The 24351-nt window shown below is 33.5% G+C and carries 25 protein-coding genes; 20 read left to right on the plus strand and 5 right to left on the minus strand.

The genetic code is table 11. The annotated features are described in order from the left end of the window. Positions 1 to 54 precede the first annotated feature (54 nt). The 6 genes from K5783_RS08440 (at position 55) to K5783_RS08465 (ending at position 4960) form a co-directional block, all read left to right on the plus strand. Positions 55 to 672, plus strand: a complete 618-nt coding sequence (locus K5783_RS08440; RefSeq protein ID WP_366939178.1) for a V-type ATP synthase subunit E — start codon at positions 55 to 57, stop codon at positions 670 to 672. Between the two features lies 1 nt (position 673). Beyond that, entirely contained in the window at positions 674 to 2452 is a 1779-nt protein-coding gene (locus tag K5783_RS08445) for a V-type ATP synthase subunit A (protein WP_297473697.1), read from the plus strand. Beyond that, entirely contained in the window at positions 2449 to 3834 is a 1386-nt protein-coding gene (locus tag K5783_RS08450; RefSeq protein ID WP_297473699.1) for a V-type ATP synthase subunit B, read from the plus strand. The genes K5783_RS08445 and K5783_RS08450 overlap by 4 nt, the downstream gene beginning before the upstream one ends. Before the next feature lie 4 nt (positions 3835 to 3838). After that, entirely contained in the window at positions 3839 to 4471 is a 633-nt protein-coding gene (locus K5783_RS08455) for a V-type ATP synthase subunit D (protein ID WP_109877482.1), read from the plus strand. Beyond that, a complete protein-coding gene (locus K5783_RS08460) occupies positions 4471 to 4602 on the plus strand; it encodes a hypothetical protein (RefSeq protein ID WP_297473701.1) in 132 nt (43 codons plus the stop codon). The genes K5783_RS08455 and K5783_RS08460 overlap by 1 nt, the downstream gene beginning before the upstream one ends. 67 nt (positions 4603 to 4669) lie before the next feature. Beyond that, entirely contained in the window at positions 4670 to 4960 is a 291-nt protein-coding gene (locus K5783_RS08465; protein ID WP_109877481.1) for an ATP synthase subunit C, read from the plus strand. Between the two features lie 37 nt (positions 4961 to 4997). Here K5783_RS08465 and pyrI read toward each other — a convergent pair whose 3' ends face one another. Continuing rightward, entirely contained in the window at positions 4998 to 5459 is a 462-nt protein-coding gene (pyrI, locus tag K5783_RS08470; protein WP_109877480.1) for an aspartate carbamoyltransferase regulatory subunit, read from the minus strand. Positions 5460 to 5500: 41 nt separating this feature from the next. Between pyrI and pyrB the strand changes: the two genes are divergently transcribed. The 3 genes from pyrB to K5783_RS08485 are packed head-to-tail and all read left to right on the plus strand — an operon-like array spanning position 5501 to position 8570. Further along, positions 5501 to 6430, plus strand: coding sequence for an aspartate carbamoyltransferase (pyrB, locus tag K5783_RS08475; RefSeq protein WP_297473703.1), 930 nt, complete (start codon positions 5501 to 5503; stop codon positions 6428 to 6430). A gap of 51 nt (positions 6431 to 6481) precedes the next feature. Further along, the gene (locus K5783_RS08480; RefSeq protein WP_297473704.1) at positions 6482 to 7192 is read left to right on the plus strand and encodes an LON peptidase substrate-binding domain-containing protein; all 711 of its coding nucleotides are present in this window, start codon (positions 6482 to 6484) and stop codon (positions 7190 to 7192) included. Positions 7193 to 7214: 22 nt separating this feature from the next. Continuing rightward, entirely contained in the window at positions 7215 to 8570 is a 1356-nt protein-coding gene (locus K5783_RS08485) for a PEFG-CTERM sorting domain-containing protein (RefSeq protein WP_297473707.1), read from the plus strand. Here the strand turns inward: K5783_RS08485 and K5783_RS08490 are convergent. Then, complete coding sequence (locus tag K5783_RS08490) at positions 8567 to 8950, minus strand: CopG family ribbon-helix-helix protein (RefSeq protein ID WP_109877476.1); 384 nt, start codon at positions 8948 to 8950, stop codon at positions 8567 to 8569. The two genes, K5783_RS08485 and K5783_RS08490, sit on opposite strands and share 4 nt — an antisense overlap. Before the next feature lie 90 nt (positions 8951 to 9040). Between K5783_RS08490 and K5783_RS08495 the strand changes: the two genes are divergently transcribed. From K5783_RS08495 to K5783_RS08505, 3 genes are read left to right on the plus strand one after another with little or no spacing between them, the layout of a single operon-like run. Continuing rightward, a complete protein-coding gene (locus K5783_RS08495) occupies positions 9041 to 9940 on the plus strand; it encodes a metal ABC transporter substrate-binding protein (protein ID WP_297473708.1) in 900 nt (299 codons plus the stop codon). Next, on the plus strand, positions 9934 to 10656 hold the full coding sequence (locus K5783_RS08500; protein WP_297473709.1) for a metal ABC transporter ATP-binding protein: 723 nt from the start codon (positions 9934 to 9936) through the stop codon (positions 10654 to 10656). The genes K5783_RS08495 and K5783_RS08500 overlap by 7 nt, the downstream gene beginning before the upstream one ends. 32 nt (positions 10657 to 10688) lie before the next feature. Further along, positions 10689 to 11477, plus strand: a complete 789-nt coding sequence (locus K5783_RS08505) for a metal ABC transporter permease (RefSeq protein ID WP_297473953.1) — start codon at positions 10689 to 10691, stop codon at positions 11475 to 11477. On the opposite strand, the gene K5783_RS08510 is transcribed toward K5783_RS08505, so the two are convergent. Beyond that, entirely contained in the window at positions 11467 to 14250 is a 2784-nt protein-coding gene (locus K5783_RS08510) for a CopD family protein (protein WP_297473710.1), read from the minus strand. The two genes, K5783_RS08505 and K5783_RS08510, sit on opposite strands and share 11 nt — an antisense overlap. 93 nt (positions 14251 to 14343) lie before the next feature. Here K5783_RS08510 and K5783_RS08515 point away from each other — a divergent pair, with 93 nt between their 5' ends. Continuing rightward, complete coding sequence (locus tag K5783_RS08515; protein WP_297473712.1) at positions 14344 to 14982, plus strand: hypothetical protein; 639 nt, start codon at positions 14344 to 14346, stop codon at positions 14980 to 14982. A gap of 12 nt (positions 14983 to 14994) precedes the next feature. Here K5783_RS08515 and K5783_RS08520 read toward each other — a convergent pair whose 3' ends face one another. After that, a complete protein-coding gene (locus K5783_RS08520; protein WP_297473713.1) occupies positions 14995 to 15873 on the minus strand; it encodes a PEFG-CTERM sorting domain-containing protein in 879 nt (292 codons plus the stop codon). A gap of 57 nt (positions 15874 to 15930) precedes the next feature. Next, a complete protein-coding gene (locus tag K5783_RS08525; protein ID WP_297473715.1) occupies positions 15931 to 16746 on the minus strand; it encodes a CFI-box-CTERM domain-containing protein in 816 nt (271 codons plus the stop codon). 112 nt (positions 16747 to 16858) lie between these two features. Here K5783_RS08525 and K5783_RS08530 point away from each other — a divergent pair, with 112 nt between their 5' ends. The 7 genes from K5783_RS08530 to K5783_RS08560 all read left to right on the plus strand — a co-directional run bounded on the left by K5783_RS08530 (position 16859) and on the right by K5783_RS08560 (position 24323). After that, positions 16859 to 18565 (plus strand): peptidase, encoded by a 1707-nt coding sequence (locus tag K5783_RS08530; RefSeq protein WP_366939183.1) that lies wholly within the window; start codon positions 16859 to 16861, stop codon positions 18563 to 18565. A gap of 33 nt (positions 18566 to 18598) precedes the next feature. Further along, the gene (locus K5783_RS08535) at positions 18599 to 18805 is read left to right on the plus strand and encodes a hypothetical protein (protein ID WP_109877469.1); all 207 of its coding nucleotides are present in this window, start codon (positions 18599 to 18601) and stop codon (positions 18803 to 18805) included. A 1-nt stretch (position 18806) separates the two neighbouring features. Continuing rightward, positions 18807 to 20363: a peptidase gene (locus K5783_RS08540; RefSeq protein WP_297473717.1), complete on the plus strand. Its 1557-nt coding sequence runs from the start codon at positions 18807 to 18809 to the stop codon at positions 20361 to 20363. Between the two features lie 63 nt (positions 20364 to 20426). Further along, positions 20427 to 20819: a hypothetical protein gene (locus K5783_RS08545; protein WP_297473719.1), complete on the plus strand. Its 393-nt coding sequence runs from the start codon at positions 20427 to 20429 to the stop codon at positions 20817 to 20819. Next, the gene (locus K5783_RS08550) at positions 20812 to 21312 is read left to right on the plus strand and encodes a winged helix-turn-helix transcriptional regulator (RefSeq protein ID WP_297473721.1); all 501 of its coding nucleotides are present in this window, start codon (positions 20812 to 20814) and stop codon (positions 21310 to 21312) included. Before K5783_RS08545 ends, K5783_RS08550 begins: the two co-directional genes overlap by 8 nt. A 13-nt stretch (positions 21313 to 21325) precedes the next feature. Then, positions 21326 to 22531, plus strand: coding sequence for a peptidase (locus K5783_RS08555; protein WP_297473955.1), 1206 nt, complete (start codon positions 21326 to 21328; stop codon positions 22529 to 22531). 226 nt (positions 22532 to 22757) lie between these two features. Then, entirely contained in the window at positions 22758 to 24323 is a 1566-nt protein-coding gene (locus K5783_RS08560; protein WP_297473723.1) for a peptidase, read from the plus strand. The last annotated feature ends 28 nt before the right edge of the window (positions 24324 to 24351 follow it).

A 24351-nucleotide genomic window follows, 5' to 3' on the forward strand; every position in this document is an offset into this window, starting at 1 on the left:
TCATTGAGTTTAATATCTTTCTGATTGCTTCTCTCCCAAACATTAAAATCCATTATGGGTCAACGGCACCCATTGACATCTAATTCAGCATTAGAAACTACGATTGACAAAATTCTAAACAACACTGAAAAAGATATTCTTTCAAACATCAAATCTACTCTTGTTGAATCTCAACAAAAATTAGATGATTCTGTACAAAAATTAGAGAGCGAATATGATAAAATTATTTCAGATGGCAAAAAAGAGGCAGATAAGATCGAAAAACAGATCATTGGAAGTTCAGATATTGAGGCTAGAAATAAGCAACTTATGCTATTAGAGGAAGCAGTTGCTAAGGTCTTTTCAAAAGCACTCGATCAAATTGCAAATACTGACAAAAGTGGTGATTATTCAAATTTGATTAAAACTCTAATAGACGAATCAACTCAAGTTTTAGGTACCAGTGAAATTACTGTTTTTACAAGTGCAAAAGATAGAGATGTAGTTCAATCCACATTATCACAATTCTCAGGAGCTGAGTTAGCATCTGATACAATCGATTGTCTTGGTGGAATTGTAGCAAAATCAAAAGATGGAGCAATGACATTTGATAATACAATTGATGCAAGAATTGAACGCCTGAAGCCTTTAATAAGGAAAGACATTGCATCAAAATTCGGAGTAGGAAATTAAGATGGCAGCTCAAGGTAGAATTGTTTGGGTAAGTGGCCCGGCTGTAAGAGCAGACGGGATGTCTGATGCAAAAATGTATGAGACAGTAACTGTTGGTAATTCAAAATTAGTCGGAGAAGTAATTCGTTTAACTGGGGATGTAGCATTTATTCAAGTTTATGAGTCAACAAGTGGATTAAAACCAGGCGAACCTGTTGTAGGTACTGGAAACCCCCTTAGTGTATTATTAGGTCCTGGAATTATTGGACAACTTTATGATGGAATTCAAAGACCATTAAGAGAACTATCAAAAGCTTCTGGTTCATTCATTGGCAGAGGCATTACGACAACTCCAGTAGACATGACAAAAAAATATCATTTCGTTCCAACTGTTTCTAATGGCGATGTAGTTCATCCAGGATTTGTAATTGGTACTGTTCAAGAAACTGAACTTATTGAACACTCCATTATGGTTCCACCAGATCATCCGGGTGGAGTTATCTCAAACTTAGTGTCTGAAGGAGATTATGATTTAGAAACTCCGTTAGCTTCTACCGAGAAAGATGGTCAAAATACTCCTATCAAGATGTATCACAGATGGCCTGTAAGAAAACCACGTCCATATCAAAAAAGATACGATCCTACTGTTCCGTTACTTACTGGCCAACGCGTAATTGATACATTCTTCCCAATCGCAAAAGGAGGAACTGGTTCAATTCCGGGTGCATTTGGAACAGGAAAGACTGTTACATTACACCAAATTGCAAAATGGGCTGATTCCCAAGTTGTAGTCTACATTGGTTGTGGTGAAAGAGGAAATGAAATGACTGAAGTTCTCGTAGAATTTCCACACCTCAAAGATCCACGTAGTGGAAAACCACTCATGGATAGAACTGTCCTTGTTGCAAATACTAGTAACATGCCAGTAGCAGCAAGAGAAGCAAGTATCTACACTGGTGTAACAATTGCAGAATATTATAGAGATATGGGCAAAGATGTTGTACTTGTAGCAGATTCTACAAGTAGATGGGCTGAAGCACTCAGAGAGATGAGCGGTAGATTAGAAGAGATGCCAGCCGAAGAAGGATATCCATCATATCTTGCATCAAGATTAGCAGAATTTTATGAAAGAGCAGGTCGTGTAAAAGCAACCGGAAGTCCTGACCGTGATGGTTCAGTAACATTGATTGGCGCTGTATCTCCCTCTGGCGGTGACTTTACAGAACCAGTTACAACTCACACAATGAGATTTATCAAAACTTTCTGGGCTTTGGATGCAAAACTTGCATACTCTAGACATTACCCATCAATTAACTGGATGAACAGCTATTCTGGTTATCTTGCAGATATTGCAAAATGGTGGAGTCAAAACATTAGTGAAGATTGGTTTAGCATTAGAAGTGAAACCTATGGTATTTTACAAAGAGAAGACACATTAAAAGAAATTGTCAGACTCTTAGGTCCTGAAGCACTACCTGATGAAGAAAAATTAATTCTTGAAGTTGCAAGAATGGTAAAGATTGCTTTGTTACAACAAAACTCATTTGATGACGTTGATACTTATTGCAGTCCAGAAAAACAATTCAAATTAATGAAATTATTAGTTGACTTTTACAAAAAAGGACAACAAGCACTCAAAGAAGGTGCAACATTATCTGACATTCGAGCATTAGATGTAGTATCGAGTATACTCAAGGCAAGAATGGATATCAAAGATGATGAGATGCCAAAACTTGATCAATTAGATAAAGACATGCAAAATCAATTCAAATCAATTACAGGAGTTAAAGTTACAAATTGACAACACAAGGCGGAGTTCAATACAGTAAGATTGCAGAAATTAAAGGCCCATTAGTTATTGTAGATGATGTTGAAAATGCAGCATTTGATGAACTCGTTGAAATTGAAACTACTGATGGAGAACGAAGATTAGGCAAAGTTCTCGAAGTAGGAAATGGTAAAGCAATCGTCCAAGTCTTTGAGGGAACAACTGGATTATCAATTTCAGGAACTAATGCAAAATTTGTAGGTAAAGTTATGGAAATGCCAGTATCCAAAGAGGTACTGGGTAGAGTATTTGATGGATTAGGCAGACCAAAAGACGGACTACCAGATCCAATTGCTGATAAATTTATTGACATTAATGGTGAACCAATGAATCCAGAGCAACGTGAATATCCAAAAGATTTCATTCAAACTGGTGTATCTGTAATTGATGGATTGATGACTCTAGTTAGAGGACAAAAACTTCCAATCTTCTCAGGTTCTGGTATGTCTCACAATCTTTTGGCAGCACAAATCGCAAGACAAGCAAGTGTTATTGGTACAAGTGATGACTTTGCCGTAGTCTTTGCAGCAATTGGTGTGCAATACAGTGAAGCAGAATATTTCAGACGAAGTCTTGAAGAATCTGGTGCACTAAAGAGAAGTGTTCTATTTCTAAATACAGCAGATGATCCTGCAATTGAGAGAATCATTACACCTCGTGTAGCATTAACTGTTGCAGAATATCTTGCATTTGAATTAGGAATGCACGTTTTAGTTGTAATTACAGACATGACAAACTATGCAGAAGCACTAAGAGAGATTAGTGCAGCAAGAGAGGAAGTCCCTGGAAGAAAAGGATATCCTGGTTATCTTTACACTGACCTTTCAACAATTTATGAAAGAGCAGGAAAACTCAATGGCAAAAAAGGAAGTGTTACCCAAGTTCCAATTTTATCAATGCCATCTGATGATATTACTCACCCGATACCTGATCTTACTGGTTACATTACTGAAGGACAAATAGTAGTTGGTAGGGATTTGTTCAGACAAGGAGTTTATCCGCCAATCAATATTTTGATGAGTCTTAGTAGACTTATGAAAGACGGAATTGGTGAAGGCAGTACCAGAGCTGATCATAGTGAAGTTGCTAACCAAGTTTATGATGCATATTCTAGAGCACAAGAAGTAAGAGCACTTGCAGGAATTGTAGGCAAAGCAGGATTAACTGAAATTGATCTCAAATACATGGATGTCGGAGATACTTTTGAAAAAGAATTCCTTACACAAGCAACTGATGAGAACAGAACAATTGAAGAAACTCTTGCTCTTATGTGGAAGATTGTATCAAAATTACCAAAGAATGAGATTACTAAAATCAAAGACAAGTACGTAGAACAATATTACAAGGAAGAGTAACTGGATGTCATTTGGACAAAACGTTGCAGCAACAAAAATTGAGCTTTTTAAATATAAAAAATCGACTCAAATCGCTGTAATGGTTCAGCAAATTTTAGATGATAAACGTAAAGTTCTCTTAAAAAATATTGAAGAGATGATTCAAGAGGCATCTAAAGCAAGGGGTGGAATTTGGGAACCATTACAAGATATTTACAAATCAGTTAACGAAGCATATCTGGCATTAGGTACTAACACTGTTGATTCTGTTGCAGAATCAACACCACCGGTAATGGAAGTAGAACTTCATGTTAGAAGAGTCGTTGATGTAAAAATTCCTGCACTTACAGTTACTGAAAAAGATACAAAATCAATGCCTTATGGATTTGCAGACACCAATTCTTCAATTGACAGAGCATCAAAACAAATCAAAGAATTGATGCCAAAAATTTGTAAAGCAGCAGAATATGAAAATTCAATTTTTAGTCTTGCAAAAGCATTAGAAAAGACTCAAAAATTATTAAATGCGCTTGAAAACGTCATTGTTCCTCAATACAAAGAAAATATCCGATTTATTCTCTCTACTCTAGAGGAAAGAGAAAGAGAAGAATTCGCAAAGTTAAAAAAAGTGAAAGAAAAGATGGAAAGTGGAAAATAATGGCGAAGGAAGAAATTAAAAAATTACTTGAAAATTCAAAAAAAGAATTAGATGCAGATTATGATAATTTTGTTACATCTGTCAAAGATGATCTGAACTTTTTCAAAAAGAAAGCACTAGATCGAATTTGAATAAATTATCTCATCATGATTTAAATATGGACCTAAAGGAGCCACAACATAAATGAAAACTATCGTCATGTTACTTTTGGCAGCATCAGCAATTTCGATTCTAGGTTCAACTGGAGTTGCATTTGCTCAAGAAGATGGTGCGTCTAATGGCGACTCTATGAAACTCCTCGGTGCTGGTTTAGCATTTGGTATTGCAGCAGGTGGAGCCGGAATAGGTCTTGGTCAAGTAGGTGCAGCAGGTCTTGCAGTCATTAGTGAGAACCCAGCTTTACAATCTAAGGTGTTCATCTTCGTAGGTATGGTCGAATCAATCGCAATCTACGGTATAGTTATGATGTTTATCATCTTAGGACAATAGTCCTACAACATCTTTTTCAAATTTTTAAATTTTTCAATTAATTGTATTTTAGCTTGTTTACATCCAAAACTCGTGCACAATATCTGCATTTGAGTACTCTGCCTTCTTTGTCAATAACATCCATAATTGATTCAATGTGCTCTGTACTATTTGTAATGCAATCAGGATTGGAACAACGAAATATTCTATCTATTTCATTTGGAAGTGAAACTCTTCTTTTCTCAACAAGCTTGAAATCTTTTATCATGTTGATGGTAGCTTTTGGAGCAATAACGGCTAGCTTGTTTGTATCGTCATCTTTTAGGAATTTGTTTTCTATTTTTATGATGTCTTTTTTCTTAAATTTGCCACTTGGAACATTAAGTGCTATGGTAATTAATTCCCCATCTCTACCATCAATTCTTAAAGCGCTGAGTACCTGAAGGCCCTTACCTCCATCAATATGGTCAATTACAGTGCCTTCTTTGATTCGTCGAACCATAAGTTCGGACTGTTCCATCAGAATACTTTGTATAGTCACCTGTATATATTATTGAAAGAATGAACCAATTCTATCAAAAAGATATAATCTCGATTAAGGATTTTGACAAAAATTCACTAGAAACAATATTTTCAGCAACTGACAAAATCATGCAGCTAGATCCATCTGACAGACGAGAAATTTGCAAGGGAAAGACTTTGGGATATTTGTTTTATGAACCTAGTACTCGAACTCGTCTCAGTTTTGATGCTGCTATGGCATCTGTTGGTGGAAATTCATTGGGCATCTCAAATATGTCCTCATCTTCTACTCAAAAAGGTGAAAGCCTAGCTGATACTGTACGAGTAATGTCGATTTATTCTGATGTTCTTGTATTGAGACATACTCTTGATGGTTCAAGCAGATTTGCAGCCGAAGTTTCTGAGAAACCTGTAATCAATGCTGGTAGCGGAACAGAAGAGCATCCTACTCAAGCAATTCAAGACTTGTTTACAATAAAAAAAGAAAAGAGAAAGATTGATGGTCTCAAGATAGGAATTGTTGGTGATCTAAAGTATGGTAGAACCGTTTACTCTTTGCTTTATGGACTTGGAAACTATAATGTTGATGTCCACCTAATTTCTCCTGAGTCATTAAAAATTAGATCTGACTCTGTCTATGAAATTAAAAAGAGGTTAGACTTTACTGAATCAACTGACATTACAGAGACAATAGATGAATTTGATGTTCTTTATGTTACAAGAATTCAAAAAGAAAGATTTCCTGATGAAGAGGAATATCTCAAAGTTAAAGGAAGCTATGTAGTTGGATTAGACTTGATAAAACAGATGAAAGATGATGCAATAATTTTACATCCACTTCCAAGAATAGATGAAATCTCAGCGGATGTTGATAAGACAAAAAATGCAAAGTACTTTGAGCAAGCAGAATATGGAAAATACACACGCGCAGCAATTTTAGGCTTGATTCTAAATGACAATGGATTTTAAATCATTTTAAAATTCGTATTCCATATATCTAGAGACATTTCAATACAACTGTTGACACAAACAAAAGTGATCCCTATCTTTCCATTAGATTTAGTATTATTTCCACGGCAAGAACTACCTCTACGAATTTTTGAGCCACGTTACAAACAGTTAGTTGACGATTGTATGATAGGTGATGGCCAATTTGGTGTTTGCTTGCTTGATGAAAATAATACTGTAAAAGGTTGGAATTCTCCTAAATTAGTTGGAACAATTGCCAAGATTACAAAATGTGAAGACATTGAACTTGATGGATTGCAACTACACATTGAAACTATAGGAAGAAATTCATTTAAAATAAAAAAAATTATTCCGCCATCAATTTCACAACCTGAAAACTATGATCCATTATCAGTTGAAGGACATAAGGAAATATCTGATATTCATGAAAAGATTGGAACGGAAGAGAAAATGTACATTCAAGCAGAAGTTGAAATGATTCCGGAAATTGATGAAAACATTTCATTAGAAAAATGGGAGAGGTTAGTTGAATTATGGAAAAAGAAAATTGTTAAACAGGCATTACCTCAAGTTGTAGAACCACACGCTTTGGATCATGTTTTAGAGCAATACTATCTAACTACTGATACTCCGACAATTGATTACATCTACTCATTATCTGCACTTGGTGCAAAAGATCCAAATGAGCTTCAACCAATTTTAGAAGCAACAACCATGAGTGACTTGATTCAAAAAGTTGAAGAATTACTTACAGTGAAATAACCCCTTATGAATTAAAATAATAATGTCTATTAGAAAATACGGCATCTTAGTCTTTTTAGCATATTTAGTATTTCCAGCAAGTAATGTCTATGGACATGGGTTCGGGATTGATACAATTTCATCCATAGATATTCAGGGAAAAGAATTATCGATTTCTGTAGAAATGCCAATGTATTTTGAAAATACACAGGAACAAATTACAATCACTGCAACTGAAAAAGAAACAAAAGAAAATGCAAAAAATGTAACATTTCTAATTGGGTTGTTTCATGAGAATGAAATGATTTTTAGAAATTATTTTTTTGCTGATAATGGAATTTTACAAATTAAGGTAACGCCAACACAAGAAGAAAAAATTACAATTCATGGAGAACAAGACTCTTTACTTGGAGCTTGGCATGGAACTGAATCTAATCCTATAGAAATCACTGGTCCATTATTTGATTCAGGAGGTCTATACAATTTTGAAATTGAGGTTAGAACTATTGATGAACCCACAAACATCATAGAGAATTCTGGTATCTATAATGCTGATTTGAGTTTAATTGAGATTATCTCTTTTATTCAAAAGGATTCTGAAAACAATGATGTAGAATTTCGTTCAAAGTCATATTTTGATACAGTTTCTAATTTCAAGTATGATTTTGTGGCTAAAGAGGTTACATTTGAAATGCCATTTGATTGGAGTGAAAAACAAATATCTCACATACCTGTAGTTCATGTAGAAACTCATCTACCAAAAGATTTTGTAGAATTTCTTTCTCCCAGCTATTCTGCATATGTAAATGGTGTCGAACTATTCAAGTCCTCAATATCTGTTGATGATTATACAGAGGATGATGAAAGAATAATTCATCTTGTTTTATTACAAGATCATTTAAGATATTTGAAAAATGAAATGAAAAAATTAGATGAACCAATAACAGAAAATATGGCATTTAGAATATCTGCTAGTGAGAATACTGCATTTCCGTTAGAAGCGTATACAAAAAGTGAGGACTTTAAGGTAAATCTTTCGTGGGATCCGTTAAAAGTAGAACCTGGAATTGACACAAATTTTATTTTCACTATTAGGGACGGTAGAACAAATGATCCTTTACGAAGTTCTGATTATACATTTGTCCTAATTCAAAATGGTAAAGAGATTCATCGTGTATCTGGAACTGCTCAAATAGGTGGAGAATTTGAAAAATTTATGTTTGCTGAAGATCAAACAGGTCCTACAATAATTAAATTTGAAAACATTAGAAATACGGGACAAGAAACTGAATTTGCACTAGTTGTCGTACCAGAATTTGGAACTATTACATTATTGATATTAGTAATTTCAATAATGAGTATTGTTTTTGTTAGTAGAAGAAATCCATTAACAATCTAAAGTGCTACTAGTTTTACAGTATCCATGTTTTTGTTAGTCTGAAAATCTTTTGTAATTGTAGAGACCTTTTCTGCATCACCATTGATCAAAAAGAGTTCCATACATTTTTCTTTCTCAATTTTACTATGAAGATGTGTTGTGATTAAATCTTCAAAATTATGTGTTATTCCTGAAACCACATGATCAAATTCATCATTATGTACAACCAAAAGAATTGCGTGAATGTTTCCAGATAAATCGGCTTTTTGTTTTTCTTCAGAAACAAATGATCTGATTCCAGCTCTGATTGCCTCTGATCTTCCGGAAAACCCCATAGTTGTTTGTAGCTTGTCTAGTTCTGAGAGAATTTCATCGTTTAGGGAGATTGAAACTATTGGCATATGTATAATGTTATTAATTATCTTATAAGTTTAGCAATTAATCTTATTAATATTTTATAGATTTATTAATAATCCATAAAGAATTACTGCGTGAATATTCAGATAAAAATGGCAATAATTGCAATTGCAATAATAATTCCATTAAGCTCACTTGTAGTGTATGGAACTGATTCAAAACTGCAATTATCAAATACCAATAATTCAAAACTGCAAGTAATTTCATCATTTAACCCACTTTACGAATTTTCACAAAATGTAGGGCAAGAAAAAGTTGATGTTACATTACTCATTCCAGTAGGAGTTGAGCCACATGATTGGGAACCAACCGTTAAAGATGTTCAAAGAATGCAAAATGCAGATCTAATCATTATCAATGGAATTGGATTTGAAAACTGGGTTGATAATTTGGAAGAGGCAGGTTACTCTGGTGAGATCATTGATACAAGTAATGGGATTTTAATCAAAACTAATGAAATTTCTTCAGTCTCTGGAGACCCACATATTTGGTTAAATCCTGTTTATGCAAAAATTCAAGTACAGAATATTGCAAATGCGTTTTCTAGTTCTGATCCTACCAATGAACAATATTATCAATCAAATGCTGCAAAATACATCGAAGAATTAGATCTACTTGACTCAAAAATTCGAAATGAATTATCTGATTGTAATAATAACTTTATAGCTTTTCATGATGCATTTTCATATTTTGCAGATGAATACAATCTAAATCAACACACAATAATTTCATCCAATGATTCACATGGAGAAGCTACTGCAAAAACATTAGAAAATATTATTTCCACCGCTAAAAACCTTAACATTAACGTAATTTTTGCAGAAGAACGTGTAGACACTAGAACATCCACAATAATTGCAAATGAGATAGGTGGCAAAGTTTTAGTTCTGTCTCCCCTTGAAGTTGTAACTGATGGGACTTACATTTCTCGTATGACTGAAAATCTTGAAAATCTAAAGGAGGCATTATGTTGAAAATAGTTGAGATTGAAAATCTAACTGTTCAATATCCCGATGTTAAAGCATTAGATGATGTTAGCTTTGAGGTAAATCAGGGAGATTTTCTAGGCATAATTGGTCCTAACGGGGCAGGAAAATCCACGCTTTTTGATGCTATGCTAGGATTAAATACAAAATACAAAGGAACCATCAAATTTTTTGGTGAAGATATTAGAAAATCAAAAGAATATCTTAAAGAAATTGGATATGTTCCACAAAAACCAATTTTTGAAAAAAATTTTCCAGTTACAGTAACTGATGTTGTAAGAATGGGACTAAGAAATGAAACAGATGAAAATAAGATTGATGAAGTTTTACAGCAATTATGGATTCATGAATTAAGAAATAGAAGAATTGGTGAGCTATCTGAAGGTCAACAACAACGAGTTTTCATTGCAAAAGCTTTGATTACAAATCCAAAAATTCTGATATTAGATGAACCTGTTACAGGAATTGATCAACAAAACATTGATTTGTTTTACAGTATTCTTCGAGAATTAAACTCTAAACAGAAAATTACTATAATTTGGTCATCACATGATTTGGATGCAGTAAATCAACTAGCAAATCATGTAGCATGCCTAAACAGAACTCTATTTTACCATGGAGAATCAGAGAAATTCTTTTCAAATGATGAACTAATCAAACAATATTCTGAAGCATCGATGCAGGAACACATGCATCACCATTAATCATGTCTTTAGAAATCCTAACCTTTAGTTTTATGCACAGAGCACTAATTTCTGGGATTGCAATAGCAATTCTTTGCTCAGTTGTTGGATTGTTCCTAGTTTTGAGACGTTATTCATTATTTGGGGATGCCATAGCTCATTCGTCATTTGGTGGAATTGCACTAGGATTGCTAGCTGGCATTTATCCATTATGGACAGCATATGGAGTTTCAATTGCGAGCGCATTAGTTATTACAAAAATTAAAAATCGATACAATATTTCGGGTGATGCATCAATTGCAGTTCTTTTATCATCAGGCATTGCAGTTGGTCTTGTAATTATTGGATTGTCAGGTGGTTTTACAATTGATATCTTTAGTTTCCTGTTTGGAAGCATTTTGCTAGTTAGTGTAGATGATACTGTTCTAATTCTGGCATTAACTGGAGGAATTTTAATTGTAATTTTATTACTTTATCGTCAAATTCTTTATTCAACATTTGATGAAGAACAGGCCAAAGTAAGCGGAATTCCAGTTGAGAAAATAAACTATCTCATTGTCTTTATGGCAGGAATTACTGTAGTTACATCAATACAACTTGTAGGTGTACTGCTAATTTCAGCTCTATTTGTAATTCCAAATGTTACTGCAATTATGTATGGCAAAGGATTCAAACAGACTGCAATAATTTCTATGAGTTTTTCTATATTTTCTGTAGTTGTAGGAATTTTATTGTCTTACATATTTGATATAACTCCTGCAGGAACTATTGTTTTATTGGCAATTAGTTTACTTGCAGGAACTATGGGAATAAAATCTTCTGGATTGTTATCTAAGAATTGATCAAAGAATTTAATCTTCTTTTATCTTGTATGCTTTTTACATAAAATAATGACGTTGCGATAATTCCTAATGCAATAAGCGGTGATGCAATTTCTGTGTATTTTAATTCTAATCCACCTGTTGTTTGTATTTGTGATGCAATAATAGGAATTTCTGTAGTTTTCACTGTCCCTATTTTGTTTGCTTGTTGTTCAACAAACCACACATTATCATCTCCATCTGATGTCATGAATTGAACAAATGTTGTTTCAGTTGGTATTGGAACTTCAATCAAATTATTGTTGTCTGGATCATATACTCCAATCTTGTCTACTGTATGCTGTGCAAACCAAATATTTCCATATTTATCCAATGTCATTCCAAATGGTAATGCTTCTTCATCAGGAACTGAAATTCTATCAAATGTTTCCAAAACTGGATTAAATCTGGCAATGCCTAATCCTGTATGCTCTGCTATCCAGAGATTTCCATCATCATCAAAGAGCAAAGCCTCAGGACCCTGTAATGGGGGTTCAGCTGAGAATTCTGTTATTTTATTAGTTTTAGGCTCAATATATCCAATTTTTCCTGCACCTGTTGTTGAATACCATATTTTCCCATCATTATCAATTGTCAATGCAAACGGCAATGATTCTCTTTGAGATAAGACAATTTCTTCAAACTCATCAGTTTCTGGGGAATATTTTACAATTCTGTCTTTGTTAATTATAGTAATCCAGATGTTTCCGTCAAAATCTCCCTTGATAAATAGTGGTGTATTATCTGAAATTACAGGATCAAGTTTTGGAATTGTTTTTGTTGTGATTTGTTTGGTTTGAGGATCTATGAATCCAATTTGATTTCTAGGCGGATCTACAAACCAAATTCTTCCTTTATTATCTTGTGTGAGGAATGTTGTAACAAGTCCATCAAATGAATATGATGAAAATTCATTAGTTTCAAGTGAAAACTCCCATAAACGGGGGGCAGAAGCATCACTAACCCAAATTGAATTATGACCATCATAGATTGGGAATAATGGCTTTGCATTTTCTGGTAGCGGATATTCAATAATTTGTGTTTGAATGTCTCCAAGTCTTGGTTTTACAAGTAAATTCAAAAGCTTTGATTCACTTGCATTCTCTGTTCTTTGAGCTTCAATCTCTACTAGCCATTCTCCTGAAAATCCAAATGTTAATTCTCCCTGGAATTCTAATGATTTACCTTCATTTTGTTTTATTAATTCCATAGGAACTTCAATTGGGGAAATAGCCTTAGACGGATTTGAAACCTTTACTTTGAGTTGATTTGAGTCATATAGTTGGTTTCCTTCAAAGTCACTAACTTTAACTAGAATTGTGTTTACTCCACTTGAAAATGGAGAAATATCAATATCAAATTTTGCATTTTCAGTAAATTCGATTGTCTTAAATCCATATACTGCCTCTTGAGCGTCAACTTTTTGAATTTCACCAGCAGGTAATGTTCCATTAGCTAAAAGTGCAACTACTCCAAGAAGAACAATTCCCAAGGTCATATCAACCTTAAGTGATCTTTTTAGTTTTCTGTGAACTGAAATCTTTCCTGACTGAAAATTCTTTTCCGCATTTTTTTGAACTTTAAACTGGAAAAACCCTCCCAATCCAATCATCATTGCAGCAATTGTAATTTTAAGAATGATCAATTGACCATATACTGATTCTGTGATTAATCCTACATCACTTTCTAAGAACCACATCAAAGTTGGTCCTGTTATTATGACAATTCCTACTGAAATTATGAATGCTATTGAAAATCTAGGAATTAACAAAAGACTCATCTTCTCTCGATTTTTTTCTTGTAACTGAGAAAATGTTGGAAGCAGCGCAAATACAAAATAGAAAATTCCTCCTATCCACACTGCTGCAACCAGATTGTGAATGTAATCTAATACCAGCGGTGCCATTTGGCCAGTTGCTGCACCATGACCAATCAAACTTGTCGTTGAAATTAATCCCAAAGAAACTATTAGCATTGGAATTTGATTTTTCTTTGATAGAGTTTTTCTTTTATCCATTCCAAACCAAATACCAAGTAAAATTATTGTAATGATCATTCTAGCTAGCCATGTTGTTCCAAAATCCGTTTCTATCACAACTATTGGTGATATCTCTAGTCTGATAGTTTGAATTGCTAACATGAGAATATCTGAAATGAAAACAAGCATTAATCCAATTCCGGTAATAAACATGAATTTTCCATGATGAAAGTTTTCTATTTTTTCTAATTCTTCTTTGATTAGTTGTTTGTTTTGTGTTCCCCAAATCATTAGTGATGCAATAACTGCACCTAAAACAATAGTTTGACCTAGAATTCCTGGAAATCTTGCACCTGCTTCTGGTAAAAATATAAGCTCTGATGGTCTTTCTTGATCAAACAAAGAAGGATCAATTTCAACATCTCCTACTGCAAACAAAAATGCATTCGGAACAAGATGTCCGTCAACTTTGGATAGAACTTTGGTAGATGCAGTGTAAATCCCATCTTCCAGAGGTGGAGTTGTAACAATTAAAGACAATTCTCCTTCATGGTAACTGGTATCCTTATTGTCAATTTGATTCCCTTCGCTATCAAATACTTTGATTTCACTAAAATCAATATCAACTGGTTCTGAAAAATATACAATTACTTTTGTAGTTCCTGCAGGCGAACTTGATACTAAACTAGGAATTGTTTCTTCTGTGAATGGGTGTGCATACACAAATGGAATAGATGCTGATGATAAAATTAGTAAAATAATTGCAATTTTTTTCATTTACTCTTAAGATCATTATTCATAATTTAAACAGTTTTCATGTGTTCGTCATTTGTACCAATTCACGTAAAGATAATAACTTGTAAATGTCCTATGATATCTGTGAAGCTAGTAATCTTTGGATTTATTGGATTGTTGTTTAGCATTGGAATGATTAGTGCTTCATTTGCACATACCTCTGTAGAAGTAGAACAATACCATATCGAAGTAGGATGGGGAATTGAACCACCAGTTGTAGGAATTAGAAACGACATTGTCTTTAAAATCACTGAACCTGGAGAAACTGAGGGTTCCTACAAGGGAGTCACCAATGTATTCAAAAATGTAGTGGCTACAGTAATGTATGGCGGAGCCGCCAAAAAAATCGATATTAATTCTGATCCAAGACCTGGATATTATTTCTCACCCATAATTCCAACTAAAACTGGAAGTTACATTATGAATCTGCAAGGAGATATTCGTGGTACTATTATTGATATCAAAATTCCAATTGAGGATGTAGAATCTACTGCAATCTTGGATTTTCCTCCTACAAGTAGTGAAGGCACTGCAGACATTACTGCACTAAAAAATGCATTATCCTCACTTCAGCAAGATGTTTCTAAACTAAAGTCTGGCGAGACTTCTGTATCTTCTGATGGTGGAGCAGCTTATGACTTTGCAATATTTGGATTATCAATTGCAGCAGCAGCTATTGTCTTGGCAATTATTGCTTTAGTAAAAAGAAAATAGAAAAGAGGATTCCTAAAATCTTGGAATGACTCTAGATTTTGCAGTTACTGCAACAATGCTTATGATTGCAACAGCTAGTACCATCATTGCAATTGTACCAAATTCTGGTACAACATTTGAGAATACTACTTCTTCACCAATTGGTCCTGTTTTAGGATCTTCAACACCATAACCTTGGAAGGTAATAGTGATGTCTACTGGATCAGAAGAACTTAATGGTGCTGTTGTATGCATACCTGTACCTTCATGATGATGTGCGCCTTCATCCATCAAAACTTCTACACCGTTTTGTGTTACCATCATATCGTGATTAACATGTTCTGCATCTTCAAATTCAATGGAAATCTCCATTGCTTCGCCTGCAGTTGGTGTTGAAGTCCAAATAGAAACCATTGTGCCGTCAGATAACATTCCAGTTGCAGTTGCTGCACCTTCCATGTCCATCATTTCGTCATCATGTTCGTCAGTATGTTCATCCATAGCTTCTTCTGCTTCGACTTCTTGTACTACAATCAATCCTTGCATCCAAGGATGAACCATACAGAAGTAAGGAACTTCACCAATTGTGTCAGGAGACCATTCAAATGAATTTCCTGCCATTAACAATCCGGTATCAAATTCGCCACTTGGACCATCTTCAGGAGTTCCTGCTGTGAATGTATGTGCTGCTGTATCAGTATTTGACATGATTACTTTTCCACCTACATCAACGGTTGCAGTACTTGGAATGTAACATCCCTCTGCAGTGTCTTCACATCCTGGAGCTCCAGAACCTAGTGCTGTCTCAATTGTGACTTCTGAGTGATCTGCAAAAGCAGCTGGTGTTGTTGCAACTATGCCAGCTACAATAGCAAATAGTACGAAGAAAGAGCAAATTGCTTTAGTCTTCATTAGATTGAATACTAGTCCGGATACATAAAAACCTCACTGGAATTTCCAGAACTAGAACTAGTCTTTTCTAAGCTGGTACAACTTTAGAATTCCAAATACTGGAATTCCTGCATACATTACAATGTTTAGTAGAACTATAGAGATCCCATATCCTAACATCTCTTCTTCTGAATTAATGCTTGCGTGATTCAATAAAGATAATGATGTCAACATTGGAGTAAGTGATATCTTCATAATTTCTTTAAAAATTGGTTGTTCTCTCTCAAAGTCTGCAACTGCTGGTGAAAATGAGTAATAGAATTGATTGAAACCTGTCATAAATGCAGTTCCAGATTTAGTTGCTAAAATAGTATTATCTCTGAGTTCTCTTAATTGTTGGACTTGTAATGAAAGCTCAGAGCCATATGTTGCAGTAGCAATTAGACAACCACCATTTTCTCCATTAACTGTGTTTTCAGGAGGAGTTGTAGGTTGAGCTTGAGCTTCACCTACTACAATATCAAAAGAGACAGCTTCTGCTGGAATTGGTTGGAATAAAATTCCTTCAATATTAAAATTCATAGTGTATACTCCTTCACCAAGATTGAATTCAATTGGAATCTTTACAGAACCTAATGACGTATGTGTTAATGGAATTGGACCAAATACAGTCTCACCATCTTTTGAAACTGATACTGTATAATCAATATGCTCTTGGATTTTTTGTGTTTGAGGATTGATAAAATCAATATTTATTTTTGTTTGAATATTTGGAACTATCTCATCATATGTTAATTTAACATCTAGTGTTCCTTTCTCAGTTGGGAGTATTTGTGATTCTGCAAATGCTGGAATTATTAATAATGGAATTAGTAATACAAATAGAATTTTCATACCTATTTTCTAATAATCATAAATAAAAGTTGTACTCTATTTTTTACAAAAAAATTCTCATAGGTAACAATCCTATACCATCTTTAAATATGGATTTAATTGAATTCTAATGTTGTACCATAAACTTGCGTTATCGATGATAATTATTGGTGTTTTCGCAATTCCTGCTATTCTTCCTAATGTCTTTGCACATGGACTTGGAGGAGATCAAGCTCCACCAATTAGCTTTGGTGGTATGGAGGTCACTGTACGTACACAACTAAGTCCATCAGACATTACTGTTGGTGACATTGATTCAGCTAACATGCAAGTACGCTTTTTTGATACGCTAACTGATAAGAATCTTGACAAAGTTACTTACAGAGTTGAGATTTGGCAAAGTGGAGAACTTTTAGCTAGAAATCTATTTTATGACTTGGATGGTCGACTAGATGTTAAAATCAAACCACAACCTAATTGCAATGAAGAACATCTTGAAGAATGCTCCATTTACGGTGGTTCAGAACATGTCAGCGCACCAGGTGCACTGTTTGTTCAGGGAGCTGAATGTACTGATGATAATTTAGATATTTGTGCAAGACCCTCAATTACAGGCCCAATTTTTGTAAAGGGCGGATTATACAAGATTAGAGTTGACATTGAAGCAGCTACCAGTCCAAAAACTGTATTGGCTAATTTGCTGAGTTATGAAACTTTTGTCAGTGTTGCACAAGAACAAGACTTTTTTATCAAAACTGCTAATGCTGAAGAAGTTCCAGTTGTTGTAAAAACATACTATGATGATGTTGATAATTTTAAATTTGATACATCTGATAATTCAATTTCTTTTGATATGCCCTTTGATTGGAGTCCATCTTATGTTGATTTAGTGCAGGTTGTACATGAAGAAGTTAGAGTTCCAAAAACATTTACTCCTTATGCAGAGGGAAAACAATTCAAAGGATATGTTAATGGTGTAGAAATTGATCAGAGAGCATTACTAAATGATCCCTATTCATATGAAGATACCAACATTATACATTTTCTAATTACAAAAAATGAATTGCAAAAAATCAATGAAAAATTAGGCGCCGACAATTACAATAATCCAAAAATGGATTTAAAACTAGTTCCATTATCTGAAGCTTCAAAAAGCTCTACAGAATTTTATCTAGTTGATACTACAAACTATGAGCAAGTTCCAACCACTGTGAAAATTTCATGGGATGGGAAATATGGTGCAAATCAAGAAATTCCATTCGAGTTTACATTCTTCAATGAAAATAGGGAACTCATAAAAGATATCAAATATGCATACTTTGTTTTTGATGAATTTGATCAAGAAATAGCTAGTAATGTTGGTGATGACACATCAAGTCTTGGAATTTCTTCTACTGAAGGAATTGACGTTCAAAGAATTTTTGTGCCATCTCAAGGTCAAATTAGAGTTGACGTTAAAGTTTTAGGAACAGGATTGGATTACAATCCAAAGTATGCCGGAATTGGTTCGGCAATTATTGAAATAGGTCCAGGTGCTCCTGTTTCTACATCTGTACCTGAGAAAGCAGTAATTCCAGCATGGATTAAAAACAATGCTGAGTGGTGGGCAGCAGGACAAATAGATGATGATTCATTCATTCAAGGAATTCAATTTTTGATTAAAGAAAATATCCTGAAAATTCCTCCAACTACACAAGGCTCCAGTTCAGTCTCAAATGAAATTCCTAGTTGGATCAAAAACAATGCTGAGTGGTGGGCAGCAGGACAAATAGATGATGATTCATTCATTCAAGGAATTCAATTTTTGATTAAAGAAGGAATTATGAGGATTCAATCATAGGTTTTTAAATAAATTCTACCAAGTGATAGTATTATGAAAGACATCAATGACATTATGCCTAAAATTCCAAACATGAAATGGGGCGCCTTGATGAATACCCCACCAACTAATGACAAGGTTGACGAGATGAACAAAATTTTTCCAAGTAACGGTAAATGGCATACCGTCTTTGAAGAAAAAGATCTTATTACAATTGACGGAAAAGAGATTCGTAAAAAAGATCCCGAAAAGTGGACCTAGATTGAGAAACTCTTTACTGATTTTAACTCTAATACTATCAGTTGTTCTTGTATTGGCATTTGATAATGTGTATGGTCATGGAGTTGGAAGTGAAACTTTTCCTCCTGTAGAATTAGATGGAAGATTAGTTACATTGGAAGTTTCATCTTCAACAAGTGATCCTGGCACTACTGATGACCAACAAATATCAATTTCATTAATTGATTTTGATTCAAAAGTTACTCTACGAGATGTTACTTTTCTGATTAAATCACAACGTGGTGAACAATTTCTATTTGAACAAGAATTCAAAGCTGATAATGGATTCATAGTTTTTAATTTTGTATCTGAACAAACTAATTCTATAATTATTGAAGAAGATCATGGAGGTAATCTATTTGGTTCATTACTTGGACTTGATAGCAGAATGGTTCATGTAAAAGGACCAAAACTTAGTGAAGGCGGACTATACAAATTTGATGTTACTATACTTACCGCAGATGGGTATTCTAAAAAACTAGTAACCCCTCTAGTTTTTAATGCCGGAATCTCTATTGCACAAACTACACAATTTGATTTTATTGATCCAAACTTTGGGGATCAATATATACAAGTAATATCATATTATGATAAAATTTCGAATTTCAAATATCAACCTGATTTAAGAGAAATTAGTTATTCGATGCCTTTTGAATGGAGCCAATCCAACATTAATCAAACATCTGTTGTTCATCAGGAACTTGTAATTCCAAAAAATTTTGGTGATTTGTTAGTGTCGGGATTTTCAATGTATATTAATTTTGTAAAGATCTCAGATGATGTTGTAAACATTGATGATTTTTTTTCAGATCAACGTGTAGTTCATTTTATAATATATCAAAAGGAACTACAAAATGTATTTCATTTTAATCCCAATCAAAACGGAATGGATTTCATAATAAAACCGGACCGTGACTATTCTCATTTAAGCTCAGTCACTGAAAATGGACAATTTAGAATTCTAGTATCTTGGGAACCTGAGAATCTAAAATCTAATTCTAATGCAAAAATAATTTTTGATATTACAGATATTTTCTTAAAGAATAGACCTGTTGCTACAAGTTATGAATTTTCAGTTACACAAAATGACAAAATAATTTTTGAACAAAGTGGAATTAGTAGTGATTCAAAAGAACAACGCAATGTTGCAGAATTTCTGATTCCTCAGGATATAACAGGCGTTGTAAATCTAAATTTTAAAAATTTAGACAATAACAATCTTGCAAAAACAACAATTCCAATTGTTATTGATAGAATTTCAGATCAAAAAGATGAATTCATTCCTGATTGGATTCGAAATAATGCATTATGGTGGTCTGAAGAACAGATTGATGATAATACATTCATTCAAGGAATTGAATATCTAATTAAAAACAAAATCATAATTATTCCAGAAACTCAAAAAGAATCCTCAGATTCCCACGAAATTCCATCATGGATTCGAAATAATGCATCTTGGTGGGCAGCAGGACAAATTGATGATAAAACATTTGTTCAGGGATTGGAATTTTTAATTCAAAGAGGAATTATTCATGTTTGATCGATTCTTGTTCGAAAAATGAACCAGTCGCTTTAAATCTTAAAAATTTTAATTTTGATCACTTTGTTTAGGCCTGAAAGAATAGTTGAGAGAAAATCAACTCTATTTTCAATTGTAGTTACTGGTGTTATTGCAATTCTTGCTTTGCCAATAATTATTCCACATCTTTTACATGGATATCATCTTGTACACATTTTCCTGCATATTGGAGGAATTACACTTGCAGTCTTCATTTCAACACTTGCAGGAGCTGCATACTACAGATTAAGAACAAAAAGACTTTTGCTAAGTGCTGCAGCATTTACTAATTTTATTGCAGCTGAAGTTGTTTTGCTATTTGATGCCACATGGCCAAATATCTATAATCTAGGCGGAATGTCATTTCCCGAAGTTGGGCATTTGTTGACTTTTATTACATTGGGACTATTAGCTTTAGGAGTGTTTAGAAATGACTGATAGAGACTCACAATTACAGCAAATCATTGAAGAAAATCCTGGAATTCAATTCCGTGAAATAATGCGTTCATCTGGATTAAAAAATGGTGTACTCAGTCATTATCTAGGAAAATTAGAAAAAAGTGGAATAATCAAAGTTATTCGTGGTCCACGGCAAGCCAGATTCTATCCACCTAGAATAACCGAAAACGAATCTATTGTTATCAAAGCTCTAAGAAAAGAAACTCCACGTGATTTGTTACTTGCACTAATCAAAGAAGATGGATTAGAATTTAGTCACCTAGTAAAAGAAGTTGGGAAATCACCATCAACTGTTTCGCTTTATCTTTCCCAGATAGTTGATGATGGACTAGTTGAAATAAAACTAGTTCAACTCAAAAAGAGATATTATATTAAAGCAAGAGATCTCATAGATAAATTAGTTGAAGAATATAGACCAGGCTTACTTGAAAAACCAACATCCGGATTTGAAGATATCATTAACTCTTTCTAATTCAACTCTTTATATTTCTGCAATTGTATATTTTTGTCTTGTTTTATTTTCTCCAGTTGCTCATGCTGATGTTTTCATCCCTGATAATGAATATCATGGTTATTACGATTTTGAAGGAATTTACACTGTTGTTGGTAATGTTAAAAATCAAAATGATTTTGCATTAATTCCAACAATCACAATATCTGTAATTGACGATGAAACAAAAATTACCAAGACACTTAACCATGTTCCAATTCCTCCAATGGTTGACATTCCATTCAAACTAAAATTCCCAGAAATTCATGGTCAAAATCCTGTTGTACTAAAAGCAGAACTAAAATATGTAAAGACCGAAAAACCCCCCATTCCCATCCAGATTATCTATGATAAAACTTTGATAACTTATGATGATGGTCATGTTACCGGCAGAATCAAAAACATTGGAAATCAAACTGTATACAATCCCAAAATCTTTGCAATTGTGCATGGTTATGAAAAATACATCTTAGATGTGGCTCAAAACATTGATCGTATTGAAAAAATTGAACCAGGAGAAATTCTAAACTTTACGATATATCCTGATCCATCTGTTTCTGAACCTGTTCGCTTTTATTCTTGTTTTGCACCTGTGGATACTACAGTAATTCCTCTTACTACAAAAAAGAATAATGGCGATTTTGATTTCAGATATGATTCCGGAGCGTGGTATTATGCTGCAAAATTTGACGAAAAGGGAACTACATTAAGCATTAAAGGATACAACAGCTACCCATTAGAGACTTATGCAAACTTTGAGTTTCCTCCAATTTCAGGAAATGAAAAATTTACAGTTACGCTAAATGATGAGCCTATAGAATTTATTCAAAGTGTAGATGAGATGGGCTTTTGGCATGTGGCTTTCAAAGTAGAGCCTAGATCACAGGGAGTCTTGAAAATTTCTGGTTTTGAGAAAGGATTGCCTCCTGAACTACCAAAAATCCCACAATGGATTAAGGTTAATGCAGAATGGTGGATAACAGACCAAATATCTGATTTAGAATTTCTTGAAGGAATAGATTATTTGTTTGAAAAACAAATAATCTCTGTTCCTGAACGAGAGGTAATTGCTGAATCTCAATGGAAGATTCCTGAATGGGTAAAAATTTCTGCTGAATGGTGGTATGAAGAAAAAATCTCTGATGATGACTTTCTAAATACAATTGAAAATCTTGTTAAGCGAAAAATAATCATAGTTTAAGAAAATTAGATAATCATTTTATATCTACCATAAATTATGTAAGCATATATTAATCATAAAATAATTTTTTGGTTTTCACCAATACAACTAATGACTCCTCCATTTCTCACCTAACCATGACCATATAGTGTTGATAATGAAGAATCGATAAAACAGATTGTATATTAGTTTCTTACCTTTTTTATTTCATGAAATTTTAATAGCAGAAATTCCAAGCAATAAAATCTTGAAAATTTTAGCCTCAATAATTGTAATTTGCATTATATTTTCATTTGCAATAATTCCAAATGTGTTTGGACATGGATTAGGTGGAGAAGTTTTACCACCCATAATCATTGACAATAAACAAGCTTCACTTTCAATTAGTATAACGCCATCAGTTTTTGATGAAAATCCTGAAAAGTACATCTCACTTAGACTCTTTGATTCAAACACTGATGCAATAATTGAACATGTTACATTTGAATTTGAATTAAAAAAAGACGGGAAACAAATTTTCAAAGATATTTTTCATGATGAACTAGGAAATCTCAACATCAAAGTATTAACAGATAATTCAAACGATATTACAATAGAGGGAATCAAAGAACCAGTTTTGGGAGGTTGGATGAAAAGTGATTCTAATCCATTAACTCTTAGAGGTCCAGCTTTTACTTCTGGTGGATTGTATGAATATACTGTAAAAATTCTATCAATTAATTCTGATTCTAATATAATTAATGAAGAAATAATATTAGATGGTGGAATTAGCATTGCTCAAACAAATTATTTCAATGTAAATGATTACCTAAATGAAGAAAAAACACTCCAAGTAATATCTTATTTTGATACTATAAACAACTTTAATTTTGAATCAAATACAATAGAATTTTCAATGCCATTTGATTGGAATCAAGATCTTGAACAACTAAGTGTGGTTCATCAAGAAATTAGGGTGCCAAATACTTTTGGAGATTTTCTTTCAACAAGATATGATTCAACAGTCAATGGAATTCTACTACCAGATGAATCTGTAACAATTGATGATTATTCTTTTGAAGACAGGACAATCCACATAGTTGTAAATCAGGAATTAATCAAACAAATCCAAAATGAGGCAATACAGATATCTGACACAATAATGAATTTTCACCTACGACCAAGTGAAATTGTCAAATTTCCCCTAGAATTTGTAACTCCTGATTTAAGATACAAAGTATTTTTGTCATGGGAGCCTGAAATTATCCACACAGAAGACGAAATTACGTTTTTTGTTGCTTTTGAGGAGATTTTTTCAGATAAATCAAAAAAACTCGTAGAATATGATCTATCGATAATACAAAAAAATAACGAAATATTTTCAAAACATCTAGCAGGAAATGTAAATTCTGAAAAACCAAATTCACACAAAATCACATTTAGTGATGAACAATCTGGCACTGCAAATTTTGTTTTATCTAACATAGGCGGAAATTCATTATCTAAAGGAAATTTTATTCTAGTTATTCAACCACCTAGTGATATTCAAAATGATTCATCAACAATTCCAGAATGGATTAAAAATAACGCAGCATGGTGGTCTGAAGGTACAATTGATGACGACTCATTTATTCAAGGAATTCAGTTTCTCATAAAAGAAGGCATTTTGCAAATACCTTATACTACACAAGGTAGCAGTTCGACCTCAAATCAAATTCCAGAATGGATTAAAAATAACGCAGCATGGTGGTCTGAAGGTACAATTGATGACGACTCATTTATTCAAGGAATTCAGTTTCTCATAAAAGAAGGAATTTTACAAATAACAAGCTGAATAATGTTATTATACAAATTTTAATCAA

This window comes from Nitrosopumilus sp. (assembly GCF_025699125.1).
Lineage (GTDB): Archaea > Thermoproteota > Nitrososphaeria > Nitrososphaerales > Nitrosopumilaceae > Nitrosopumilus.

Coding starts and splice junctions, on each gene's coding strand:
- K5783_RS08460 (WP_297473701.1), top strand. CDS start 4,471: ATGGCGAAGGAAGAAATTAAAAAATTACTTGAAAATTCAAAAAAAGAA.
- K5783_RS08500 (WP_297473709.1), top strand. CDS start 9,934: ATGTTGAAAATAGTTGAGATTGAAAATCTAACTGTTCAATATCCCGAT.
- K5783_RS08525 (WP_297473715.1), bottom strand. CDS start 16,746: ATGAAAATTCTATTTGTATTACTAATTCCATTATTAATAATTCCAGCA.
- pyrI (WP_109877480.1), bottom strand. CDS start 5,459: ATGGAACAGTCCGAACTTATGGTTCGACGAATCAAAGAAGGCACTGTA.
- K5783_RS08535 (WP_109877469.1), top strand. CDS start 18,599: ATGAAAGACATCAATGACATTATGCCTAAAATTCCAAACATGAAATGG.
- K5783_RS08465 (WP_109877481.1), top strand. CDS start 4,670: ATGTTACTTTTGGCAGCATCAGCAATTTCGATTCTAGGTTCAACTGGA.
- K5783_RS08445 (WP_297473697.1), top strand. CDS start 674: ATGGCAGCTCAAGGTAGAATTGTTTGGGTAAGTGGCCCGGCTGTAAGA.
- K5783_RS08485 (WP_297473707.1), top strand. CDS start 7,215: ATGTCTATTAGAAAATACGGCATCTTAGTCTTTTTAGCATATTTAGTA.
- K5783_RS08550 (WP_297473721.1), top strand. CDS start 20,812: ATGACTGATAGAGACTCACAATTACAGCAAATCATTGAAGAAAATCCT.
- K5783_RS08510 (WP_297473710.1), bottom strand. CDS start 14,250: ATGAAAAAAATTGCAATTATTTTACTAATTTTATCATCAGCATCTATT.
- K5783_RS08505 (WP_297473953.1), top strand. CDS start 10,689: ATGCACAGAGCACTAATTTCTGGGATTGCAATAGCAATTCTTTGCTCA.
- K5783_RS08440 (WP_366939178.1), top strand. CDS start 55: ATGGGTCAACGGCACCCATTGACATCTAATTCAGCATTAGAAACTACG.
- K5783_RS08490 (WP_109877476.1), bottom strand. CDS start 8,950: ATGCCAATAGTTTCAATCTCCCTAAACGATGAAATTCTCTCAGAACTA.
- pyrB (WP_297473703.1), top strand. CDS start 5,501: ATGAACCAATTCTATCAAAAAGATATAATCTCGATTAAGGATTTTGAC.
- K5783_RS08515 (WP_297473712.1), top strand. CDS start 14,344: ATGATATCTGTGAAGCTAGTAATCTTTGGATTTATTGGATTGTTGTTT.
- K5783_RS08520 (WP_297473713.1), bottom strand. CDS start 15,873: ATGAAGACTAAAGCAATTTGCTCTTTCTTCGTACTATTTGCTATTGTA.
- K5783_RS08455 (WP_109877482.1), top strand. CDS start 3,839: ATGTCATTTGGACAAAACGTTGCAGCAACAAAAATTGAGCTTTTTAAA.